21 protein-coding genes are annotated in these 21,332 nt (G+C 60.2%); 14 read left to right on the top strand and 7 right to left on the bottom strand.

Annotated features, from left to right (window positions below):
- The first annotated feature begins 44 nt into the window (after window positions 1-44).
- The 3 genes from spoT to F7R06_RS04605 all read left to right on the top strand — a co-directional run bounded on the left by spoT (window position 45) and on the right by F7R06_RS04605 (window position 3,366).
- Window positions 45-2,150 (top strand): bifunctional GTP diphosphokinase/guanosine-3',5'-bis pyrophosphate 3'-pyrophosphohydrolase, encoded by a 2,106-nt coding sequence (spoT, locus tag F7R06_RS04595; RefSeq protein ID WP_090326644.1) that lies wholly within the window; start codon window positions 45-47, stop codon window positions 2,148-2,150.
- Between the two features lie 27 nt (window positions 2,151-2,177).
- On the top strand, window positions 2,178-2,558 hold the full coding sequence (locus F7R06_RS04600; RefSeq protein ID WP_003229509.1) for a RidA family protein: 381 nt from the start codon (window positions 2,178-2,180) through the stop codon (window positions 2,556-2,558).
- A gap of 67 nt (window positions 2,559-2,625) precedes the next feature.
- Window positions 2,626-3,366, top strand: coding sequence for a hypothetical protein (locus F7R06_RS04605; RefSeq protein WP_090326647.1), 741 nt, complete (start codon window positions 2,626-2,628; stop codon window positions 3,364-3,366).
- Window positions 3,367-3,431: 65 nt separating this feature from the next.
- Here the strand turns inward: F7R06_RS04605 and F7R06_RS04610 are convergent, their stop codons facing one another.
- Entirely contained in the window at window positions 3,432-4,289 is an 858-nt protein-coding gene (locus F7R06_RS04610; RefSeq protein ID WP_090326650.1) for an SDR family oxidoreductase, read from the bottom strand.
- A 189-nt stretch (window positions 4,290-4,478) separates the two neighbouring features.
- On the opposite strand from F7R06_RS04610, the gene exbB reads away from it, so the two are divergent.
- The 6 genes from exbB to F7R06_RS04640 all read left to right on the top strand — a co-directional run bounded on the left by exbB (window position 4,479) and on the right by F7R06_RS04640 (window position 11,376).
- A complete protein-coding gene (gene exbB / locus F7R06_RS04615) occupies window positions 4,479-5,447 on the top strand; it encodes a tonB-system energizer ExbB (RefSeq protein ID WP_090326652.1) in 969 nt (322 codons plus the stop codon).
- A gap of 6 nt (window positions 5,448-5,453) precedes the next feature.
- Window positions 5,454-5,882 (top strand): TonB system transport protein ExbD, encoded by a 429-nt coding sequence (exbD, locus tag F7R06_RS04620; protein WP_090326656.1) that lies wholly within the window; start codon window positions 5,454-5,456, stop codon window positions 5,880-5,882.
- Window positions 5,879-6,628, top strand: coding sequence for a TonB family protein (locus tag F7R06_RS04625; protein ID WP_090326659.1), 750 nt, complete (start codon window positions 5,879-5,881; stop codon window positions 6,626-6,628). The genes exbD and F7R06_RS04625 overlap by 4 nt, the downstream gene beginning before the upstream one ends.
- 254 nt (window positions 6,629-6,882) lie before the next feature.
- A complete protein-coding gene (locus F7R06_RS04630) occupies window positions 6,883-7,812 on the top strand; it encodes a hydrogen peroxide-inducible genes activator (RefSeq protein WP_090326662.1) in 930 nt (309 codons plus the stop codon).
- Between the two features lie 9 nt (window positions 7,813-7,821).
- The gene (recG, locus tag F7R06_RS04635; protein ID WP_090326664.1) at window positions 7,822-9,897 is read left to right on the top strand and encodes an ATP-dependent DNA helicase RecG; all 2,076 of its coding nucleotides are present in this window, start codon (window positions 7,822-7,824) and stop codon (window positions 9,895-9,897) included.
- 78 nt (window positions 9,898-9,975) lie between these two features.
- Window positions 9,976-11,376, top strand: coding sequence for an aminoacyl-tRNA deacylase and HDOD domain-containing protein (locus tag F7R06_RS04640; RefSeq protein WP_090326667.1), 1,401 nt, complete (start codon window positions 9,976-9,978; stop codon window positions 11,374-11,376).
- 126 nt (window positions 11,377-11,502) lie between these two features.
- Here the strand turns inward: F7R06_RS04640 and F7R06_RS04645 are convergent, their stop codons facing one another.
- From F7R06_RS04645 to F7R06_RS04665, 5 genes are all read right to left on the bottom strand, one after another.
- Window positions 11,503-12,765, bottom strand: a complete 1,263-nt coding sequence (locus F7R06_RS04645) for an NHL repeat-containing protein (protein WP_090326670.1) — start codon at window positions 12,763-12,765, stop codon at window positions 11,503-11,505.
- 166 nt (window positions 12,766-12,931) lie between these two features.
- Window positions 12,932-13,318 carry a helicase gene (locus tag F7R06_RS04650; protein WP_090326673.1) on the bottom strand — a complete coding sequence of 129 codons (387 nt, stop codon included), beginning with the start codon at window positions 13,316-13,318 and terminating at the stop codon, window positions 12,932-12,934.
- Window positions 13,319-13,717: 399 nt separating this feature from the next.
- On the bottom strand, window positions 13,718-13,993 hold the full coding sequence (locus F7R06_RS04655; RefSeq protein WP_003213368.1) for an HU family DNA-binding protein: 276 nt from the start codon (window positions 13,991-13,993) through the stop codon (window positions 13,718-13,720).
- Window positions 13,994-14,187: 194 nt separating this feature from the next.
- Entirely contained in the window at window positions 14,188-15,336 is a 1,149-nt protein-coding gene (locus F7R06_RS04660) for an NAD(P)/FAD-dependent oxidoreductase (protein ID WP_090326675.1), read from the bottom strand.
- 18 nt (window positions 15,337-15,354) lie between these two features.
- On the bottom strand, window positions 15,355-15,525 hold the full coding sequence (locus F7R06_RS04665) for a rubredoxin (RefSeq protein ID WP_007995385.1): 171 nt from the start codon (window positions 15,523-15,525) through the stop codon (window positions 15,355-15,357).
- A gap of 201 nt (window positions 15,526-15,726) precedes the next feature.
- On the opposite strand from F7R06_RS04665, the gene F7R06_RS04670 reads away from it, so the two are divergent.
- Together F7R06_RS04670 and ubiA are read left to right on the top strand one after the other, a co-directional pair.
- On the top strand, window positions 15,727-16,290 hold the full coding sequence (locus F7R06_RS04670; RefSeq protein ID WP_090326677.1) for a chorismate--pyruvate lyase family protein: 564 nt from the start codon (window positions 15,727-15,729) through the stop codon (window positions 16,288-16,290).
- Entirely contained in the window at window positions 16,290-17,180 is an 891-nt protein-coding gene (gene ubiA, locus F7R06_RS04675) for a 4-hydroxybenzoate octaprenyltransferase (RefSeq protein WP_090326680.1), read from the top strand. The genes F7R06_RS04670 and ubiA overlap by 1 nt, the downstream gene beginning before the upstream one ends.
- 54 nt (window positions 17,181-17,234) lie before the next feature.
- Here the strand turns inward: ubiA and F7R06_RS04680 are convergent, their stop codons facing one another.
- Window positions 17,235-17,618, bottom strand: coding sequence for a COG4315 family predicted lipoprotein (locus F7R06_RS04680; protein ID WP_090326683.1), 384 nt, complete (start codon window positions 17,616-17,618; stop codon window positions 17,235-17,237).
- A 152-nt stretch (window positions 17,619-17,770) separates the two neighbouring features.
- Here F7R06_RS04680 and phoB point away from each other — a divergent pair, with 152 nt between their 5' ends.
- From phoB to F7R06_RS04695, 3 genes are all read left to right on the top strand, one after another.
- Window positions 17,771-18,460 carry a phosphate regulon transcriptional regulator PhoB gene (phoB, locus tag F7R06_RS04685; protein WP_034149326.1) on the top strand — a complete coding sequence of 230 codons (690 nt, stop codon included), beginning with the start codon at window positions 17,771-17,773 and terminating at the stop codon, window positions 18,458-18,460.
- A 75-nt stretch (window positions 18,461-18,535) separates the two neighbouring features.
- The gene (phoR, locus tag F7R06_RS04690; RefSeq protein WP_245706757.1) at window positions 18,536-19,822 is read left to right on the top strand and encodes a phosphate regulon sensor histidine kinase PhoR; all 1,287 of its coding nucleotides are present in this window, start codon (window positions 18,536-18,538) and stop codon (window positions 19,820-19,822) included.
- Between the two features lie 112 nt (window positions 19,823-19,934).
- Window positions 19,935-21,275: a hemolysin family protein gene (locus F7R06_RS04695; RefSeq protein ID WP_090326691.1), complete on the top strand. Its 1,341-nt coding sequence runs from the start codon at window positions 19,935-19,937 to the stop codon at window positions 21,273-21,275.
- The last annotated feature ends 57 nt before the right edge of the window (window positions 21,276-21,332 follow it).

Here is a 21,332-nt window from a genome sequence, read left to right on the forward strand (position 1 = left end):
CGACGTAGCACGGCGCGGGATCACAGCTTACGGCAGGAGTCATCATGCCGAGCATAGACGCCCTCGCCGATCGCATATCGACCTACCTCGGCAAGGACCAGGTCAATCTGGTCCGCCGAGCGTATTTCTACGCCGAACAAGCCCACGACGGCCAACGCCGCCGCAGTGGCGAGGCGTACGTAACGCACCCGCTCGCTGTAGCGAATATTCTTGCCGACATGCACATGGACCATCAGAGCCTGATGGCGGCCATGCTGCATGACGTGATCGAAGACACCGGTATTGCCAAGGAAGCGCTGCAGGCGCAGTTCGGCGAAACCGTGGCCGAACTGGTCGACGGGGTCAGCAAACTGACCCAGATGAACTTCGAGACCAAGGCCGAAGCCCAGGCTGAAAACTTCCAGAAAATGGCCATGGCCATGGCACGTGACATTCGCGTGATCCTGGTCAAGCTGGCCGACCGACTGCACAACATGCGCACGCTGGAAGTGCTGTCCGGCGAGAAACGTCGGCGCATCGCCAAGGAAACCCTGGAAATCTATGCGCCCATCGCCAACCGGCTGGGCATGCACGCCATCCGCATAGAATTCGAAGACCTCGGCTTCAAGGCCATGCACCCGATGCGTTCCGCGCGAATCTACCAGGCGGTCAAGCGCGCCCGGGGCAACCGCAAGGAAATCGTCAACAAGATCGAGGAATCCCTCAGCCACTGTCTGGCCATCGACGGCATTCAGGGCGAAGTCAGCGGTCGACAGAAACACCTCTACGGCATCTACAAGAAAATGCGCGGCAAGCGTCGGGCCTTCAACGAGATCATGGACGTCTACGCGTTCCGGATCATCGTCGACAAGGTCGATACCTGTTACCGCGTTCTGGGTGCCGTGCATAATTTGTACAAGCCGTTGCCGGGTCGTTTCAAGGATTACATCGCGATCCCCAAGGCCAACGGCTATCAGTCGCTGCACACAACGCTGTTCGGCATGCATGGCGTTCCGATCGAAATCCAGATCCGCACCCGCGAAATGGAAGAGATGGCCAACAACGGCATCGCCGCCCATTGGCTGTATAAATCCAGCGGCGATGAGCAGCCAAAAGGCACTCACGCCCGCGCGCGCCAATGGGTCAAAGGCGTGCTGGAAATGCAGCAGCGCGCCGGCAACTCGCTGGAATTCATCGAAAGCGTGAAGATCGACCTGTTCCCGGACGAGGTCTACGTGTTCACGCCCAAAGGCCGGATCATGGAGCTGCCCAAGGGCTCCACGGCGGTCGACTTCGCTTATGCGGTACATACCGACGTGGGCAACAGCTGCATCGCCTGCCGGATCAACCGTCGACTCGCGCCACTGTCCGAACCTCTGCAAAGCGGCTCTACGGTCGAGATCGTCAGCGCTCCGGGTGCGCGGCCGAACCCGGCGTGGCTCAACTTCGTGGTCACCGGCAAGGCGCGTACGCACATCCGCCATGCGCTGAAACTGCAACGCCGCTCTGAGTCCATCAGCCTGGGCGAGCGCCTGCTGAACAAAGTCCTCAACGGCTTCGACAGCTCGCTGGAAAAAATCCCGGCCGAGCGCGTCAAGGCCATGCTCACCGAGTACCGCCTCGAGCTGATCGAAGACCTGCTGGAAGACATTGGCCTGGGCAATCGCATGGCCTACGTTGTAGCCCGGCGCCTGCTCGGCGAAGGTGAACAGCTACCGAGCCCGGAAGGTCCGCTGGCGATTCGCGGCACCGAAGGCCTGGTGCTCAGCTACGCCAAGTGCTGCACACCGATCCCGGGCGACCCGATTGTCGGCCACCTGTCTGCGGGCAAAGGCATGGTCGTGCACCTGGACAACTGCCGTAACATCAGCGAAATCCGCCACAACCCGGAAAAATGTATCCAGCTCTCGTGGGCCAAGGATGTCACCGGCGAATTCAATGTCGAACTGCGTGTCGAGCTGGAACACCAGCGTGGCCTGATCGCCCTGCTGGCCAGCAGCGTCAATGCGGCCGACGGCAACATCGAAAAAATCAGCATGGACGAACGCGATGGTCGCATCAGCGTGGTCCAACTGGTGGTCAGCGTGCACGACCGCGTGCACCTGGCCCGCGTGATCAAGAAACTGCGCGCCCTGACCGGGGTGATCCGCATCACCCGCATGCGTGCGTAGCCATCCAACCCTTACAAGGAGTCATTCATGACCAAGACCGTTATCACCAGCGACAAGGCCCCGGCCGCCATCGGTACTTATTCCCAGGCGATCAAGGCTGGCAACACTGTTTACATGTCGGGTCAAATTCCTCTGGACCCAAAAACCATGGAACTGGTTGAAGGCTTCGAAGCCCAGACCGTCCAGGTCTTCGAGAACCTCAAGGCTGTGGCTGAAGCTGCCGGTGGCTCGTTCAAGGACATCGTCAAACTGAACATCTTCCTCACCGACCTGAGCCACTTCGCCAAGGTCAACGAGATCATGGGCAAGTACTTCGACCAGCCTTACCCTGCCCGCGCCGCCATCGGCGTAGCGGCCTTGCCAAAGGGTTCGCAAGTTGAAATGGATGCCATCCTGGTCATCGAGTAATGCGTCTGGCGCAGCCTGAGGCTGCGCCGACTGCTCAGCTGTAAAGAAAGTTTGAAAGGATTCCACCATGCGCAAAGCGCTTGCTCTCTCGCTGCTCGCCCTTTTTTTGGGCGGATGTGCCAGCAACCCTGCCGACCGTGATATCAGCGGCACCTGGATCAACCAGGTGGCGATTGACGCGGCATCCAAAGGCGTTCCCCTGCGTGAAGCGCTCCAGGCCTATGGTCCGAACCTGGAATGGAACGTCAACACCAAGGCTGCCCAGGCCCGCTACACCAATGGTTTTGAAAATGTCGAAGGCAAGCTGCTGGGCGAAGAGTCCAACGCCTGGAAAGTCGACTTTTATGGCAGTACCAGCAGTGAGTTGAAGCGCGATGGCAAGCAATTGAGCCAAGCCTCGACCGAGAACGAACCGGCACAAGTCTTCGACCGCGCATTGATCCCTGTACCGGATGGCGCGCCGATCGGCGCCAGCTTCGAACGGGCACTCTACTCAGCCTACATGGGCGGTAACTGGAAAATCGTCAGCGGCCCGGGCGAAGGCAACACTGTGCAGTTCCAGGCCGACGGCCAGGTCAGCGGCCTGCCGAACACTGATCGCTACGCGCTGTGCCTGGCTGGCGATTGTGCGTCGATGAGCGGCGGCAACGACAACATGTGGCTGCAACTCAACGGCCAAGGGAATGCGTGGATCTTTACCCGCAAAGGCAAAGAACTGGAAATTTTCCAGACCGTGAACACCGCACAGGCTGACGAGATGCCTTCGTTCACGCCAGGCGATCGCAAGTGGCTGCTCGAGAAGCAGTAAGCAATACAAAAACACCTGTGGGAGCGAGCTTGCTCACTCCTACAGGTGTTTATGGCGCCTGAACGTCAGCAGCGCCCTTCAAGAATCGCCGCATACCCCTCACGAAAACTCGGATACTTAGGCGTCCAGCCCAAGGCCTTCGCCCGCGCATTGCTGCAACGCTTGCTTCCGGTGCGGCGTACGCTGGCGTCATCTGCCCACTCGGTCACCCCCAGGTACTCGCGCAACCAACCCACCACATCCGCCAACGCAGCGGGTGCATCATCGACGCCGATATAAACATCCTCCAACGCCACGCCACGTCGAGCGGCCTCAAGGAGAAATGCCATCAACCCTGCGGCGTCATCGGCATGAATCCGATTGGCATACAGCGGAGGATCGACCGCCACGCGATACCCCCGGCGCACCTGAGTCAGTAACCACTCGCGGCCTGGACCATAAATACCGGTCAACCGCACAATGCTGGCCGGAATGCCGCTATTGAGCGCAATCTGCTCGGCTTCGAGCATCACGCGCCCGGAGTAGCCAGCCGCCACGGCCGGCGAAGTCTCATCGACCCACTCGCCCTGCTGCTGCCCGTAAACACTGCTGCTGGAAACGAACAACAAACGTTCGGGCACCTGCCCGTAGTCGTTCAACCAGCCCAGCACGTGTTGCAAGCCCTGCACGTAAGCAGCGCGGTAACCGGCCTCATCGTGATCGGTAGCCGCCGCGCAATACACCAGGTAGTCCACGGCACCGATTGGCCAGGTGGCCGGACAGTCTTCATTGAACAAGTCGCCCGCCACGCCGATTACACCCTCGGGCAGTCGCGAAATGTCACGCCGCAGGCCATGAACTTCCCACCCCAACGCCAACAATTGCGTGGCCAGACGACCACCGACATCACCACAACCGGCGATCAGAACAGAAGGTGCGGACATCAAAAAACTCCTCTCGGGAACGGATAAGCTAGCGCCGACAGTGGACAAGCGGTTAGCAATGCAAGAAAAAAAGAGACTCTATTACTTTTGTTAACAAGAATTAATTGCAATAATGCACGCCACTTTGTTCTCGGCCCCCACGAGGCCTGGAAGAACATTAATCGAATTTTCCTCTCAGGTCCGGCCAGCATGACACGCAATCAACTCTCCGCTTCGCCTACCAAACGACCTCGCATCTGGAGCACGCTGACCGCCCTGTTGTTCAGCGTGCTGCTGGCACCTGCTGCCGCGTTCGCCGACGCCCAAGCACCAGCCACTCCGACCGCCGCCACCGCACCGGCTCCAGCCGATCACACTGCCCCGGCTGTCATTCCAGTTGCCGCCGACCCGGCACAGACCCAAGCCATCGCCAGCGAAGACGCGCCCGAAGTCCTCGAAGCCGATAATTCCCTGGGCATGGCCCACGACCTGTCGCCGTGGGGCATGTACCAGAACGCCGACATCATCGTGAAAATCGTGATGATCGGTCTGGCCATCGCCTCGATCATCACCTGGACCATCTGGATCGCCAAAGGCCTGGAACTGATGGGCGCCAAGCGCCGTCTGCGTGACGAAATCGCCCAGCTGAAAAAATCTGCCTCGCTCAAGGAAGCCAGCGTCTCCGCGGCAAAGGCGGGCACCCTCGCTAACTTGCTGGTGCACGACGCCCTCGAAGAAATGCGCCTGTCGGTCAATAGCCGCGAGAAGGAAGGTATCAAGGAACGCGTCAGCTTCCGCCTCGAACGCCTGGTCGCTGCCTGCGGTCGCAATATGAGCAGCGGTACCGGCGTGCTCGCCACCATCGGTTCCACAGCGCCGTTCGTAGGCCTGTTCGGTACCGTATGGGGCATCATGAACAGCTTCATAGGCATCGCCAAGACCCAGACCACCAACCTCGCCGTGGTGGCTCCCGGCATCGCCGAAGCCCTGCTGGCAACGGCACTGGGACTGGTTGCCGCGATTCCTGCGGTCGTCATCTACAACGTATTCGCCCGCTCCATCGCCGGTTACAAGGCGCAGGTGTCCGACGCTTCGGCGCAGGTCCTGCTGCTGGTCAGCCGCGACCTCGACCACCAGCCTGAGCGCAGCTCGCCACCGCACATGGTGAAAGTGGGGTAATCGGCCATGGGCCTGCATTTGAAAGAAGGCGCGGACGACGATCTGGCCGAAAATCACGAAATCAACGTCACGCCGTTCATCGACGTCATGCTCGTGCTGCTGATCATCTTCATGGTCGCGGCGCCGCTGGCCACCGTGGACATCAAGGTCGACCTGCCGGCGTCCACCGCCAAACCGGCGCCACGCCCCGAAAAACCGGTATTCCTCAGCGTCAAGGCTGACCAGCGCCTGTTCCTCGGCGAAGACGAAGTGAAGGCCGAAACACTCGGCGCCACACTCGACGCCAAGACCCATGGCAAGAAAGACACGACGATCTTCTTCCAGGCCGACAAGGGCGTGGACTACGGTGACCTCATGAGCGTGATGGACACCCTGCGCTCCGCCGGCTACCTGAAGGTGGGTCTGGTCGGTCTCGAGTCGGCAGCCAAGAAATGATCACGACGCGCCATAAGCTGACGCGATACGGCGCGAGCCTGGCCGTGGTGCTGGGTGTTCACGCGCTGGCCGTTGCGCTGGCCGTGAACTGGACGGCTCGCCCGCCCATCGAATTGCCACCCCAGGCAATGATGGTCGAGCTGGCACCGCTTCCCGCCCCGCCACCGCCTGCGCCGCCGAAGGTCGTCACACCGCCGCAGCCGCCAGCTCCGGTTGAAGAACTGCCGATCCCGAAGCTCGCCGAAGCCCCCAAGGCCGAGATTGCGGTGCCGAAACCGGTCAAACCCAAGCCCAAGCCTCAACCGCCCAAGCCTGTGGAGAAAAAGCCCGAGCCGCCCAAGGAAAAGCCATCCGAGGCAAAACCGAGCGAAGCGCCACCGACGCCGGCACCGACGGAGCAATCCGCTCAGCCAGCCCCTGGCCCATCGCCGGCTCAAGTGGCGGCCAAGGCCAGCTGGCAAGGCGCCTTGCTCGCACATTTGGCCAAGTACAAAAAGTACCCGGCCAGTGCACAGGCACGGGGCAAACAAGGCATGAACCGTCTGCGCTTCGTGGTGGACGCTGAAGGCAAGGTGTTGTCGTTCGAACTGGTCGGCGCCTCTGGTACGGCCGATCTTGACCGGGCCACGCTGGAGATGATCCGTCGCGCCCAACCGCTGCCCAAGCCCCCGGCTGACATGTTGAGCAACGGCTCCATCGAGATTGTTGCGCCCTTTGTTTACTCGCTGGATAAAGCCCGGCGCTGATCAATAGGGGAGCGAGCTTGCTCGCGATTGCTGCCTGACGTCCAACATCATCGTTGACTGTTGGAGCGCTATCGCGAGCAAGCTCGCTCCTACAGGTTCTGCAGCGATCTACCAAAGGCATCGAAAGGTGCCTTTTACGTATCCGCCAGCGGCAAACCGGCATTGTCCGGTGTCACCCGACACACACAGTCTGATAACGTGCGTCTATCGATTGCAGCCGGTATGCTTGGCTCGCAACTTCATGGACGCTTGCTATGACCCTCACAGAATTACGCTACATCGTTACCCTCGCCCAAGAGCAGCACTTCGGCCATGCAGCCGAGCGTTGCCACGTCAGCCAACCGACCCTTTCGGTGGGCGTGAAAAAGCTTGAAGACGAACTCGGTGTGCTGATTTTCGAGCGCAGCAAAAGCGCCGTGCGCCTGACCCCGGTTGGCGAAGGCATCGTGGCCCAGGCACAGAAAGTCCTGGAGCAGGCCCAAGGCATTCGCGAATTGGCCCAAGCCGGCAAGAACCAACTGACCGCCCCGCTGAAAGTCGGCGCGATCTACACCGTCGGCCCGTACCTGTTCCCGCACCTGATCCCGCAACTGCACCGGGTTGCCCCGCAGATGCCGTTGTACATCGAAGAAAACTTCACCCACATCCTGCGTGACAAGCTGCGCAACGGCGAGCTCGACGCGATCATCATCGCCCTGCCGTTCAATGAAGCCGACGTCCTGACCCTGCAGCTCTACGATGAGCCGTTCTACGTCCTGATGCCGGCGCAGCACCCGTGGACACAAAAAGAATCCATCGACGCCAGCCTGCTCAATGACAAGAGCCTGCTGTTGCTCGGCGAAGGCCACTGCTTCCGCGATCAGGTACTGGAAGCCTGCCCGACCCTGACCAAAGGCAACGACGGCGCCAAACACACCACGGTGGAATCCAGTTCGCTGGAAACCATCCGCCACATGGTTGCCTCCGGCCTCGGGGTTTCGATCCTGCCGCTGTCGGCCGTCGACAGCCACCACTACGCCCCTGGCGTGATCGAAGTTCGACCGTTGTCGGCGCCGGTGCCGTTTCGCACCGTGGCCATCGCCTGGCGTGCGAGCTTCCCGCGTCCGAAAGCCATTGAAATTCTCGCTGACTCCATTCGCCTGTGCTCGGTGGCCAAGCCATCGGCACCGGTGGTGGCCGGCTAAGCACGTGTCATGACCGAGTTGTCGCAAGTGTCGGTGACGGCACTCAAGGGTGTCGGCGAAGCCATGGCCGAGAAACTGGCCAAGGTGGGTCTGGAAAATCTCCAGGACGTCCTGTTTCACCTGCCGCTGCGCTACCAGGACCGCACTCGCGTGGTCCCGATCGGGGCGTTGCGCCCAGGTCAGGATGCCGTGATCGAAGGCACCGTCAGCGGTGCCGACGTGGTCATGGGCCGACGCCGCAGCCTGGTGGTGCGCCTGCAGGACGGCACCGGCGGGCTCAGCCTGCGCTTCTACCATTTCAGCAACGCACAGAAAGAAGGCCTCAAGCGCGGCACGCGAATTCGCTGCTACGGCGAAGCGCGACCCGGTGCGTCGGGGCTGGAAATCTACCACCCGGAATACCGCGCCATTACCGGCGACGAGCCGCCGCCGGTGGACGAAACCCTGACCCCGGTGTATCCGCTCACCGAAGGCCTGACGCAGCAACGCTTGCGCCAACTGTGCATGCAGACCCTGACCTTGCTCGGCCCCACCAGCCTGCCCGACTGGCTGCCGACCGAACTGGCCCGTGATTATCAATTGGCACCGCTGGCCGATGCGATCCGCTACCTGCACCATCCTCCGGCCGACGCCGATGTCGACGAGCTCGCCCTCGGCCACCACTGGGCCCAGCACCGCCTGGCCTTCGAAGAACTGCTGACCCATCAACTGTCCCAGCAACGCCTGCGCGAAAGCATGCGCTCGCTGCGCGCACCGGCCATGCCCAAAGCCACGAAGCTACCGGCCAGATACCTGGCCAACCTCGGCTTCAGCCCTACGGGTGCACAGCAGCGGGTCGGCAACGAAATCGCCTACGACCTCAGTCAACACGAGCCGATGTTGCGCTTGATTCAGGGCGACGTCGGCGCGGGCAAGACCGTGGTCGCTGCGCTGGCTGCGTTGCAAGCGCTGGAGGCCGGCTATCAGGTCGCCCTGATGGCGCCCACCGAAATTCTCGCCGAACAGCACTTCATCACCTTCAAACGCTGGCTCGAACCACTGGGTATCGAAGTCGCGTGGCTGGCCGGCAAGCTCAAGGGCAAAAACCGCGTGGCCGCACTGGAGCAGATTGCCAATGGCACACCGATGGTGGTCGGCACCCACGCGCTGTTCCAGGACGAGGTGCAGTTCAAGAACCTGGCGCTGGTGATCATTGACGAACAGCACCGCTTCGGTGTGCAACAGCGCCTGGCGTTACGGCAGAAAGGCGTCGGCGGGCGCATGTGCCCACATCAACTGATCATGACTGCGACGCCTATCCCGCGAACCCTGGCCATGAGTGCCTACGCCGACCTCGACACCTCGATCCTCGACGAACTGCCGCCCGGCCGAACGCCTGTGAACACTGTGCTGATCACCGACACCCGGCGGGTCGAAGTCATCGAACGGGTGCGCGGCGCCTGTGCCGAGGGTCGTCAGGCCTATTGGGTGTGCACGCTGATTGAAGAGTCGGAAGAGCTGACCTGCCAGGCCGCCGAAACCACCTATGAAGACCTCACCGCCGCCCTCGGCGAGTTGAAGGTCGGGCTGATCCACGGGCGCATGAAGCCGGCCGAGAAAGCCGCCGTGATGGCCGAATTCAAGGCCGGCAACTTGCAGCTGCTGGTCGCCACCACCGTGATCGAAGTGGGTGTCGACGTGCCCAACGCCAGCCTGATGATCATCGAAAACCCGGAACGCCTTGGCCTCGCGCAACTGCACCAGCTGCGCGGTCGCGTCGGGCGAGGCAGTGCCGTCAGCCATTGCGTGTTGCTCTACCATCCGCCGCTGTCGCAGATCGGTCGACAGCGTCTGGGCATCATGCGCGAAACCAACGACGGCTTTGTCATCGCCGAAAAAGACCTCGAACTGCGCGGCCCCGGCGAAATGCTCGGCACACGCCAGACGGGTCTGCTTCAATTCAAGGTCGCCGACCTGATGCGCGACGCCGACCTGCTACCCGCCGTGCGAGACGCGGCTCAAGCTTTGCTCGAACGCTGGCCCGACCACGTCAGCCCACTGCTCGACCGATGGTTGCGCCATGGGCAGCAATACGGCCAAGTGTGAGCACCGTCGCAGTTTCTGAGAGATGGGTTTGAGCAAGCTGGTTATACTCCTGCAATTGTTTTCGAACGGATACAGACCATGACCGAAGTTGCCCTCGCACCCGCTACCCCGCACGCGCCGTCGGTCATTCGGCTGATGCTGGGCAAACTGGGCATTGCCTACGAAGAAGTTCTCGACCATCACGGCCTGAATCCGGCGCGCAAGGTCCAGGCCGTGCTGCTAGACGATGCCGTTGGCGCACTGATGGTGCTGTTCCCGCAGAGCCAGTTGCTGGACCTCAATCGCCTCACCGAACTCACCGGTCGCCGCCTCACCGCGGTGCCGACCGAGCGCCTGGTGAAGATGCTCGGCAAGCACAACCTGAGCCTGTTGCCAGGTCTGCCGTCACTCACCAGCTCGCCGTGCCTGTACGAGGAAAGCCTGCTGCGCGAACCGATGTTGCTGGTCAACTCGGGCGAGCCTGGTGTGTTGCTGGAAATCAGCAGCGAAGCCTTCAAATCCATGCTGAATAAAGCCAGCGCCGCCAATTTCGGCGAAGTGCTGGCCAGCATCCGCCCGAACCTCGACCGCCCCGACGATGACCGCGAGGAAATCACCCAGGCCGTTCAAGCGTTCACCGCACGACGCATCCAGCAGCGCCTGGAAGCGACCATCGAGATTCCGCCGCTGGCCGAGACCGCGCAGAAGATCATCAAGCTGCGCGTCGACCCCAACGCCACCATCGACGACATCACCGGCGTGGTCGAGACCGACCCGGCGCTGGCGGCGCAAGTGGTGAGCTGGGCGGCGTCGCCTTACTACGCGTCGCCGGGCAAGATCCGCTCGGTGGAAGATGCCATCGTTCGGGTGCTGGGTTTCGACCTGGTGATCAACCTGGCGCTGGGCCTGGCCCTGGGCAAAACCCTGAGCCTGCCCAAGGACCACCCGCAACACAGCACGCCGTACTGGCAGCAATCGATCTACACCGCCGCCGTCATTGAAGGCCTGACCCGCGCCATGCCGCGCACCCAGCGCCCGGAAGCCGGCCTGACTTACCTGGCCGGCCTGCTGCACAACTTCGGCTACCTGCTGTTGGCCCACGTTTTCCCGCCGCACTTCTCGCTGATCTGCCGCCACCTGGAGGTCAACCCGCACCTGTGCCACAGCTACATCGAGCAACACCTGCTGGGCATCAGCCGCGAACAGATCGGCGCCTGGCTGATGCGCTACTGGGACATGCCCGATGAACTGGCCACCGCGTTGCGTTTCCAGCACGACCCACATTACGACGGCGACTACGCCGAGTACCCGAACCTCGTATGCCTGAGCGTGCGTTTGCTGCGCAGCCGTGGCATTGGTTCCGGCCCCGATGAAGACATCCCCGACGCCCTGCTCGAACGCCTCGGCCTGACCCGCGCCAAGGCTGAAGACGTGGTCAGCAAAGTGCTTGAAGCCGAAGTATTGCTGCGTGAACTCGCTTCGCAATTCACTCAGGGCTGAAAGGCATCGCGGGCAAGCCCGCTCCCACAGGATTTAAATGATCCCTGTGGGTGCGTGGCTTGCCCGCGATGAATCCGCTTGAAACCTGACTAGCCAGGCTAGCCCTCAGCGCTTCTACTCAACTGCTCATGTGAGGTAGCGCAACAAACTCCTCTGTCCGATAACGACGAGTTTCCTGTCGCTTGTTACCAACATGTCCTTATAGCTACCTTTGTGGGAGTTCCAGCCCGTATCATTGAATGACGGATCCAGCAAACCGCTTGAAAGATAGCGCGCTACGACCGATCCGGAGACAAGAATCGCGCTGCCATCTTCCTGCCAAGCAGAATTACGCCATGATCCATCGCCAGGCACTACCCTCGCGAACAATGGCTTGCTGTTATTGAACAAAATATTGAACGAGCCATCGGCGTCAAGAACTGCAATCCATGGCGTACTGGCAGATGGTATCGGGCTAAACGCCTCATAGGCGGTGCCCACCACAAGAATTGTATTGTCGCTTTCTCTCACCGAAATGGTGCCAGCTGCAATTATTTTGAAATTCGGGTTGGTGATTACCACCTGCCTGCCATTGTTGAAGGTGGTATCTAATTCACCGTTTTCTTCGTAACGAATGATATAGCCACTTACGGTTGACTCAGCCAAGTAACTACCGCACACCAGAATTTTTCCATCTTTCTGCAGGGCGATACTTATGGCTTCGTTATCCTCAGCGCCATCGATATTCAGCTCGATAAGCAATACACCCGTTCCGTTAAACGTCTTGTCAATCGACCCGTTCGGCAACAGACGAAAAACCAGCCCGCTACTTTGATACTCGTCATCGCGAATTCCGCTGTGTGCCACCAGAATCTTGCCATCTGGCTGCACGCACACAGACCTACCGATGTAATTGAACGCAGGGGTTAGATTTTGGACGGTGCTTTCGTGATTCGGCTTGGTATTACGCGGGTAAACCAGATCATAGGGGTCGATCTTCACAATGCCATCAGTACCAAATGTGGCATCCATGCGACCATCCAGGTCTAGTCGCGCGAGTACCATATCGCTCTGACCATTTTCAGTCAGGTGTGTACCCTTCACCAAGAGCCTGTCAGCCTGATATGAAAATAATCCGAATCTAGGCGCCGTGTTCCAACCAAGAGGCAGAATCACTGATCCGTTTTCACCGAACGACGAGTCGAAGAATCCATTGGCGTGCAAGCGCCTGAGCCTGAGTGTATTTTGGCCATCCCCATGATCGCCATTGGCATAAAGCAATTTTCCATCGGATAGCGCAAAAATTGACTGAGGAACACTCAGGTTCCCGTCGGACTCCAGATCCACCACTCCATTATCGCCAAAGGATGGATCGAGGGTGCCCGCTGCCGCTTCTTTTACCTTGCTCATGTTCTTGCTCCATTGTGGTGAGTAAGGAATGAAAACCTTGTTGAACCCAGCACAGTGGAGCACGCGAAAAGGCAATTGTGACCTGTCATAAATGACAGTCTCTTTAATTTTTATTTTTCAGAATTGGAAGTAATTAAAGCCGAGCCCCCTTCTGATAGAACGCCTATCAACGAGCTACGGCAGACTTTTTCTTCGGCTTCAAATACTTGGTCAACCCCTGGAACCAGATTACCAACGCGGGGTTGCCCTTGATCTGAATCGACTTGTCCTGAATCCCCGTCATGAACGCCAACTGCTTGTTCTTCGCCTGCATCGTGGCAAAGCCATACGCGGCGTCTTTGAAGGCGATGGCAAACGCAGGTTCGGCATACACGCCCGCCTTGCTGGTGATGCGCTGATCCTTCACACGAAAGTGCCGCGCCACCTTCCCGTCCAGGGTCTGCAGCTGAAACACCAGGTCCTTGTCGCCCAACTGCTGCTGAAACGCAGGATTGGTCCGACTGGCCTTACCCATCAACAAACCCAGCATCCACAGCAGAAAACGAAATTTCATGCGCTAGCCTCAAAAAGAAAATGAACGGCCGGGGCAGTTTAACGGCTTCAAGCCATAACGCCAGTATCCAGTTACATTAGGAGGAGATCATAACCATTAGCCGCACGATGACCGCCAAGTCACAATTTTTAAAGCCTTCTGACAGACCACCCTCCCTGCACTCCTACACCAACCGAAACACATCCTGTAGCCAGCTTGCTAGCGATGACCTCAAGTGCGCCGCGTTTATCCAGCCCACACGCGGTATCGTCAACGACCATCGCCAGCAAGGCTGGCTCCTACGGGTGTTGCGTAATCAGCTTCCGGGATGGCGCGAAAACCAAAAAAAATGGGCACCCAACCTGGTTGGCGTGCCCATTCTTTTTTCCGCTTCCCCGCTATGCAGGGTATGGCGACGGATTACGGATTGACGCTGTCTTTCAACGATTTGCCTGGCTTGAAGGCGACGGTGTTGCTGGCCTTGATTTTGACGGGCTCACCGGTTTGCGGGTTTTTGCCGGTGCGGGCACCGCGGTGGCGTTGCAGGAAGGTGCCGAAACCTACCAGCGTGACGCTGTCTTTGCGGTGCAGGGCGCCGGTGATTTCTTCGAGAACGGCGTTGAGAACGCGGTTGGCCTGCTCTTTGGTGAGGTCTGCTTTTTCAGCAATTGCTGCGGCGAGTTCTGGTTTACGCATATTAGTGAAGCCCCTTTGACGGTTTTTTGTTGTTATGTCCGTGCTGCTCTCTGCGGAGCAGCGCCCAAAGCGCCGCAGGTGCTCTACTCTGCGGCAGACGGGAGTGAGGATGGCACGCAGCGAGGAGCCGCGCCAGTGTCGGCGCGGCCAATGTATGGGCAAAAGGGGGGTGATTCCGACAGAACGACCGGTATTTACGCCAGCAGCGCCGGAAGCTCTTTGTTCAGGGCCAGTTTTTCCATCACCGCCGCGCCTGTCAGGGCGTATCCGAGCAGTCTGCCGCTGGCATCGCGGCATAACACCTTGATGTCGGCACCCTGCCCTTCGACGGTCCAGACGCCCTCCGCACCGCGTGGCGGCGGGGACACCACCAATGGGCACACCGGGGTTTTGACGGTGATGGGCATCGGCCCATAGGTGACCGCCGTCGGGTTACCGGCGAGGGTCTGGGCCAGAGCTCTGGCACAGCTCATCAGGGGCATCACATACAGCAGGTTCAGCCCATCGACCTCGGCACAGTCACCCAGGGCGTAGATGTTGGCGTGGGAGGTTTGCAGCTGACGGTTGACCACCACGCCGCGATTGACTTGCACGCCGGCAGCGGCAGCCAGGTCGATGCGTGGACGCAGGCCAATGGCCGACACCACCACGTCGCACGGGATCACCTGACCATCGGACAGATGCGCCTCCAGGCCATCAGCGACGCGCTGCAGGCGATTGAGCACCGGCCCGAGGTGGAAGCGTGCGCCGAGACTTTCCAGCCCGGCCTGCACCGCCGCAGCCGCCGCCGGGTGCAGGAGGGTCGGCATGACTTGTTCACACGGCGCCACCAGTTGCACCTCGTAGCCGCCGAGGCTGAGGTCGTTGGCGAACTCGCAGCCGATCAGGCCCGCGCCGAGCAATAGCACACGGCGCTTGCCGGCCGCTGCCGCGCGAAAGCGTGCGTAGTCTTCCAGGTCGTTGATCGGGAATACGCAGTCCGCCGCATCACCTTCGATGGGCACGCGCACGGTTTCTGCGCCCCAGGCCAGGATCAGGTCACGGTAGTACACCGCTTCTTCGCCGATCCACAGGCGCTTGTGGCCCGGGTCGATACCACTGATGCGCGTGTGGGTGCGCACTTCGGCTTTCAACTGCTCGGCCATGGTGCCGGGCTCGGCCATGCTCAGGCCGTCGGCGTCTTTGTTTTTGCCAAAACCGGTGGAGAGCATTGGCTTGGAGTAGGAGCGACCGTCATCTGCGGTAATCAGCAGCAATGATGTTTCGCTATCGAGCTTGCGAAATTCGCGGGCCACGTTGTAACCCGCCAACCCGGTGCCGACGATTACGACAGGTGCATTCATGCATGACTCCTCAATTGTTCAAGCAGCGATTTCGATCATTTCGAAGTCCATTTTGCCCACACCGCAGTCAGGGCACAGCCAGTCTGCCGGCACGTCTTCCCAGCGAGTGCCGGGCGCGATGCCGTCATCCGGCCAACCATCGGCTTCGTTGTAGATCAGGCCGCAGACGATACATTGCCACTTTTTCATTCAGGTACATCCTCAGGGTTCAGGCTTTTGCCGGCACGGACGGTCAACGGCTGCTGCGCTGCCATCGAGCTCAAAAGCGTTTTTTACTGATCGGGCCGTGCAGATGCAAGCCTGTTCGGCGCAACGGGCGGCCAGATCACTCAAATTGATGAGCTGACATGTTAAGCTCGCCGCCTCCTTTGCTGCCAATAATGACTCACTGTGCCGCACTCAAAATCCCCTTGCCCGGCCCCGCTCTGGCTTCCTCAAAGCCAACTGACGCCCCTCCCCGATACGTCTACCCTCGATTGGCTATTCGACGAAGGTTCGCTAACCCGCCGCCTGACCCGTTTGTCGAATGACGGCTTCAGCGTCACGCCGCTGTTCGAAGGCTGGCAGACCCTGCGCGCCGACGAATGCGCCGCGCTGGATCTGGCCGAAGGCAGTGAGGGCTGGGTTCGCGAGGTGTATCTGCGCGGTCATGGCGAAGCGTGGGTGTTTGCCCGCAGCGTTGCCTCGCGTAGCGCCTTGCAGGGCGACGGTTTGCACATGGATGAATTGGGCAGCCGCTCCCTGGGCGAATTGCTGTTTTGCGATCACGCCTTCCAGCGCCGGGCCATCGAGGTTTGTCACTATCCTCAAGCGTGGCTGCCGAATGAGGTCCAGTCGCCTGAATTATGGGGCCGCCGTTCGCGTTTCGACCGCGGCGCCTTGAGCGTACTGGTGGCCGAAATTTTCCTGCCGACCCTGTGGAACGCCGCCCGCGCGCATCCGGAGAACTGCTGATGTACCAGAGCCTGCTCAAGTCCCTGAACCGCTTGAACCCTCGGGCCTGGGACTTCATTCAGCTGACGCGCATGGACAAGCCGATTGGCATCTATCTGTTGCTGTGGCCAACACTGTGGGCGCTGTGGATTGCCGGCAAGGGCTCGCCGTCGCTGGCCAACATCGTGATTTTTGTCCTCGGTGTGGTACTGACCCGCGCCGGCGGCTGTGTGATCAACGACTGGGCCGACCGCAAGGTCGATGGCCATGTGAAACGCACCGCACAACGGCCACTGGCGAGTGGCAAGATCAGCTCCAAAGAAGCGTTGGTGTTCTTTGCGCTATTGATGGGCGTGAGTTTCCTGCTGGTGCTGTGCACCAACGCGACCACGATCTGGTTGTCACTGGGCGGTCTGGCGCTGGCATTCACTTACCCGTTCATGAAGCGCTACACCTATTACCCGCAGGTGGTGTTGGGCGCGGCGTTTTCCTGGGGGATGCCGATGGCGTTCACCGCCGAAACCGGTGAACTGCCGGCGGCGGCCTGGTTGCTGTACATCGGCAATCTGCTGTGGACGGTGGGCTACGACACCTATTACGCGATGACCGACCGCGACGACGATCTGAAGATCGGCGTGAAATCCACGGCGATTCTGTTCGGCGAGGCGGACCGGGTGATCATCCTGACCCTGCAAGGGTTGGCGCTGGGATGCTTGCTGCTGGCGGGTTCGAAATTCGAGCTCGGCGCCTGGTTCCACCTCGGGCTGGCGGTGGCGGCGGGCTGCTTTGCCTGGGAATTCTGGTACACCCGCGACAAGGAGCGGATGCGCTGTTTCAAGGCGTTTTTGCACAACCACTGGGCCGGACTGGCGATTTTCGTCGGGATCGTGCTGGACTACGGGTTGCGCTGAGACAGGATTGATATCGCCCCCGCAGAGCATTCATGCGGGGGCGGATCGAGTCGGTCACTTATGCTCGTGAACGACATGCCAGACGTCTTTCATGCCGTCGCCCTTCATTTCTCCAGGCTTTTCGTCCTTCATGAAGGTGTACAGCGGTTTACCGTCATACGCCCACTGCATCGTGCCGTCATCACGCTTGATAGGCGTGAATTTGCCTTCGGGCTTGGCGCCGGCCGGAGCCATCATGGGTGGCCAATTCTTCGCGCAGTCACCATTACACATCGACTTGCCGCCCGAGTCTTTGTCGAACGTGTATACGGTCATGCCTTTATGGTCGACCATCATGCCGTCTTTCATCATTGCCGGGTCGGCGGCGAGCGCCAGGGTCGGCAGCGTTAGCACGGCCGTTACCAGCAAAGCCTTCCAGGATTGAGCGATGTAATTCATGGAAACCTTCCTTTTGCGGTTGTCAGGATTCGGACTTAGAGCTTAGTCCAGGTTCGCGACAATCGCCGGACGGCTAAAATACTGTCACACGACTGCAATAATTCCGTTATCTAATGCGGCGCAAGACAGTTAAATGACAAGAGGATTAAGGCATGGTTGGCAGGAGCATTCTGATCGTCGACGACGAAGCGCCTATTCGCGAAATGATCGCCGTTGCGTTGGAAATGGCCGGCTACGACTGCCTGGAGGCCGAGAACTCCCAGCAGGCCCACGCCATTATCGTCGACCGCAAACCTGACCTGATCCTGCTCGACTGGATGCTGCCCGGCACCTCTGGCATCGAGCTGGCCCGCCGCCTAAAGCGCGATGAACTGACCGGTGATATCCCGATCATCATGCTCACCGCCAAGGGCGAAGAAGACAACAAGATCCAGGGCCTGGAAGTCGGCGCCGACGATTACATCACCAAACCCTTTTCTCCCCGTGAACTGGTCGCACGCCTCAAAGCCGTGCTGCGCCGTGCCGGTCCTACCGATGGCGAAGCGCCGATTGAAGTCGGTGGCCTGCTGCTGGACCCGATCGGCCACCGCGTGACCATCGATGGCAAACCGGCCGAAATGGGGCCGACCGAATACCGTCTGCTGCAGTTCTTCATGACCCACCAGGAACGCGCCTACACGCGCGGCCAATTGCTGGATCAGGTCTGGGGCGGCAACGTCTATGTTGAAGAGCGCACCGTCGATGTGCACATCCGTCGCCTGCGCAAAGCCCTCGGCGACGCCTACGAAAACCTGGTACAAACCGTGCGCGGCACCGGCTACCGGTTCTCCACCAAGGCCTGAGCCAGCCGCCAGACTCGCTGACAAGGACGCATATTTTTCGTGAACCAAAACTGGCATGGCACCCTGATTCGCCACATGCTGCTGCTGGTCACCGCCTGCCTGGTGATCGGTTTGATCACCGGCTACTACGGCTGGAGCCTAGCCGCGGGACTGGGCCTTTACCTGACCTGGACCCTCAAGCAACTGCTGCGCCTGCACGAGTGGCTGCGCCTGCATCAACCCGATGAAGCCCCGCCCGATGGCTATGGCCTGTGGGGCGAAGTGTTCGACAGCATCTACCACCTGCAACGTCGCGATCAGCGAGTGCGCGGGCGGTTGCAAGCCGTGATCGACCGGGTACAGGAATCCACCGCCGCCTTGAAAGACGCGGTGGTCATGCTCGACAGCGATGGCAACCTGGAATGGTGGAACCGTGCCGCCGAAACCCTGCTGGGCCTCAAGACGCCGCAGGACAGCGGCCAGCCGGTGACCAACCTGGTGCGTCACCCGCGCTTCAAGGAATACTTCGAGCAGGACAGCTACGCCGAGCCGCTGGAAATCCCTTCGCCGACCAACGACCGGATGCGTATTCAGCTGTACATCACCCGTTACGGCAACAACGAGCATCTGATGCTGGTGCGCGACGTGACACGCATCCATCAGCTCGAACAGATGCGCAAAGACTTCATCGCCAACGTGTCCCATGAATTACGCACGCCACTGACGGTAATTTGCGGCTACCTGGAAACCCTGCTCGACAACGTCGAGGACGTGAACCCACGCTGGAATCGCGCCCTGCAGCAGATGCAGCAACAAGGCGAGCGCATGCAGACGCTGCTCAATGACTTGCTGCTGCTGGCCAAGCTCGAAGCCACCGACTACCCATCGGATAACCAGCCAGTGGCCATCGATGGCCTGTTGCAGTCGATCAAGAGTGACGCTCAACAGCTTTCCGGTCAGAAGAATCAGCGCATCACCCTGGAAGCCGACCCGACGATTTTGCTCAAAGGCAGTGAAGCCGAACTGCGCAGCGCGTTTTCCAACCTGGTGTTCAACGCGGTCAAGTACACCCCGGCCGAAGGCAACATCCGCATTCGCTGGTGGGGCGATGAACAAGGCGCGCACCTGAGCGTGCAGGACTCCGGGATCGGCATCGACAGCAAACACCTGCCGCGACTGACCGAACGCTTCTATCGCGTCGACTCCAGTCGCAACTCCAATACCGGTGGCACCGGGTTGGGGCTGGCAATCGTCAAACATGTGCTGCTGCGGCACCGCGCACGGATGGAAATCAGCAGCGTACCGGGGCACGGCAGCACCTTTACCTGCCATTTCGCCCCTGCCCAGGTCAGCAAATCCCGGGTCATCAGCCCAGCGGACTGATAGCGGCACTAGGCAATCGCTGAGTCAGCCGCTACATTGGCTGACTTGTGCCTGCCTTTCAGGCCCACTTTTTTCTTTCCTTTCGAATACACGGAACCCGCAAAACTCCATCATGGACCCTTCCCCTGGTTTGACCCTCGCCACACTATTCGCCGACTTCGGCATGATTCTTTTTGCTCTGATCCTGGTGTTGCTCAACGGATTTTTCGTTGCGGCGGAATTTGCCATGGTCAAACTGCGCTCGACCCGGGTCGAAGCCATCGCTGAAAAACACGGCTGGCGCGGGCACATCCTGCGTACCGTGCACAGTCAGCTCGATGCCTACCTGTCGGCGTGCCAACTGGGTATCACCCTCGCCTCCCTGGGCCTCGGCTGGGTCGGTGAACCGGCGTTCGCCCACATCCTTGAACCGCTGCTCGACGCCGTCGGCGTGCAGTCGGCCGAAGTGATCAAGGGCGTTTCGTTCTTCGCCGCGTTTTTCGTCATCTCGTACCTGCACATCGTGGTCGGCGAACTGGCTCCGAAATCCTGGGCCATTCGCAAACCCGAGCTGCTGTCGCTGTGGACCGCCGTGCCGCTGTACCTGTTCTACTGGGCCATGTACCCGGCGATCTACTTGCTCAACGCCAGTGCCAACACGATCCTGCGCATTGCCGGCCAGGGTGAGCCCGGCCCGCATCACGAGCACCACTACAGCCGCGAGGAACTGAAACTGATCCTGCACTCCAGCCGTGGCCAGGACCCGAGCGACCAGGGCATGCGCGTACTGGCCTCGGCGGTGGAAATGGGCGAACTGGAAGTGGTCGACTGGGCCAATTCCCGCGAAGACCTGGTGACACTGGAGTTCAACGCGCCGCTCAAGGAAATCCTGGCGATGTTCCGTCGCCACAAGTTCAGCCGTTATCCGGTGTACGACAGCGAGCGCCAGGAGTTCGTCGGCCTGCTGCACATCAAGGACCTGCTGCTCGAACTGGCGGCCCTGGATCACATTCCCGAGTCGTTCAACCTGGCCGAACTGACCCGTCCGCTGGAGCGTGTGTCCAGGCACATGCCGCTGTCGCAGTTACTGGAACAGTTCCGCAAGGGCGGCTCGCACTTCGCCGTGGTTGAAGAGGCCGACGGCAACATCATCGGCTACCTGACCATGGAAGACGTGCTGGAAGTGCTGGTCGGCGACATTCAGGACGAACACCGCAAGGCCGAACGCGGGATCCTCGCCTACCAGCCGGGCAAGCTGCTGGTTCGAGGCGATACGCCGCTGTTCAAGGTGGAACGACTGCTGGGTATCGACCTGGACCACGTTGAAGCCGAAACCCTCGCAGGGCTCGTCTACGAAACCCTCAAACGCGTGCCGGAAGAGGAAGAAGTGCTGGAAGTCGAAGGCCTGCGCATCATCATCAAGAAGATGAAAGGACCGAAGATCATTCTGGCCAAGGTGTTGTTGCTCGACTGAGTGCAGCGACCGGCTCTTGTGGCGAGGGAGCTTGCTCCCTCGCCACAATAAGTTTTC

This window comes from Pseudomonas moorei (assembly GCF_008801475.1).
Taxonomy (GTDB): Bacteria; Pseudomonadota; Gammaproteobacteria; order Pseudomonadales; family Pseudomonadaceae; genus Aquipseudomonas; species Aquipseudomonas moorei.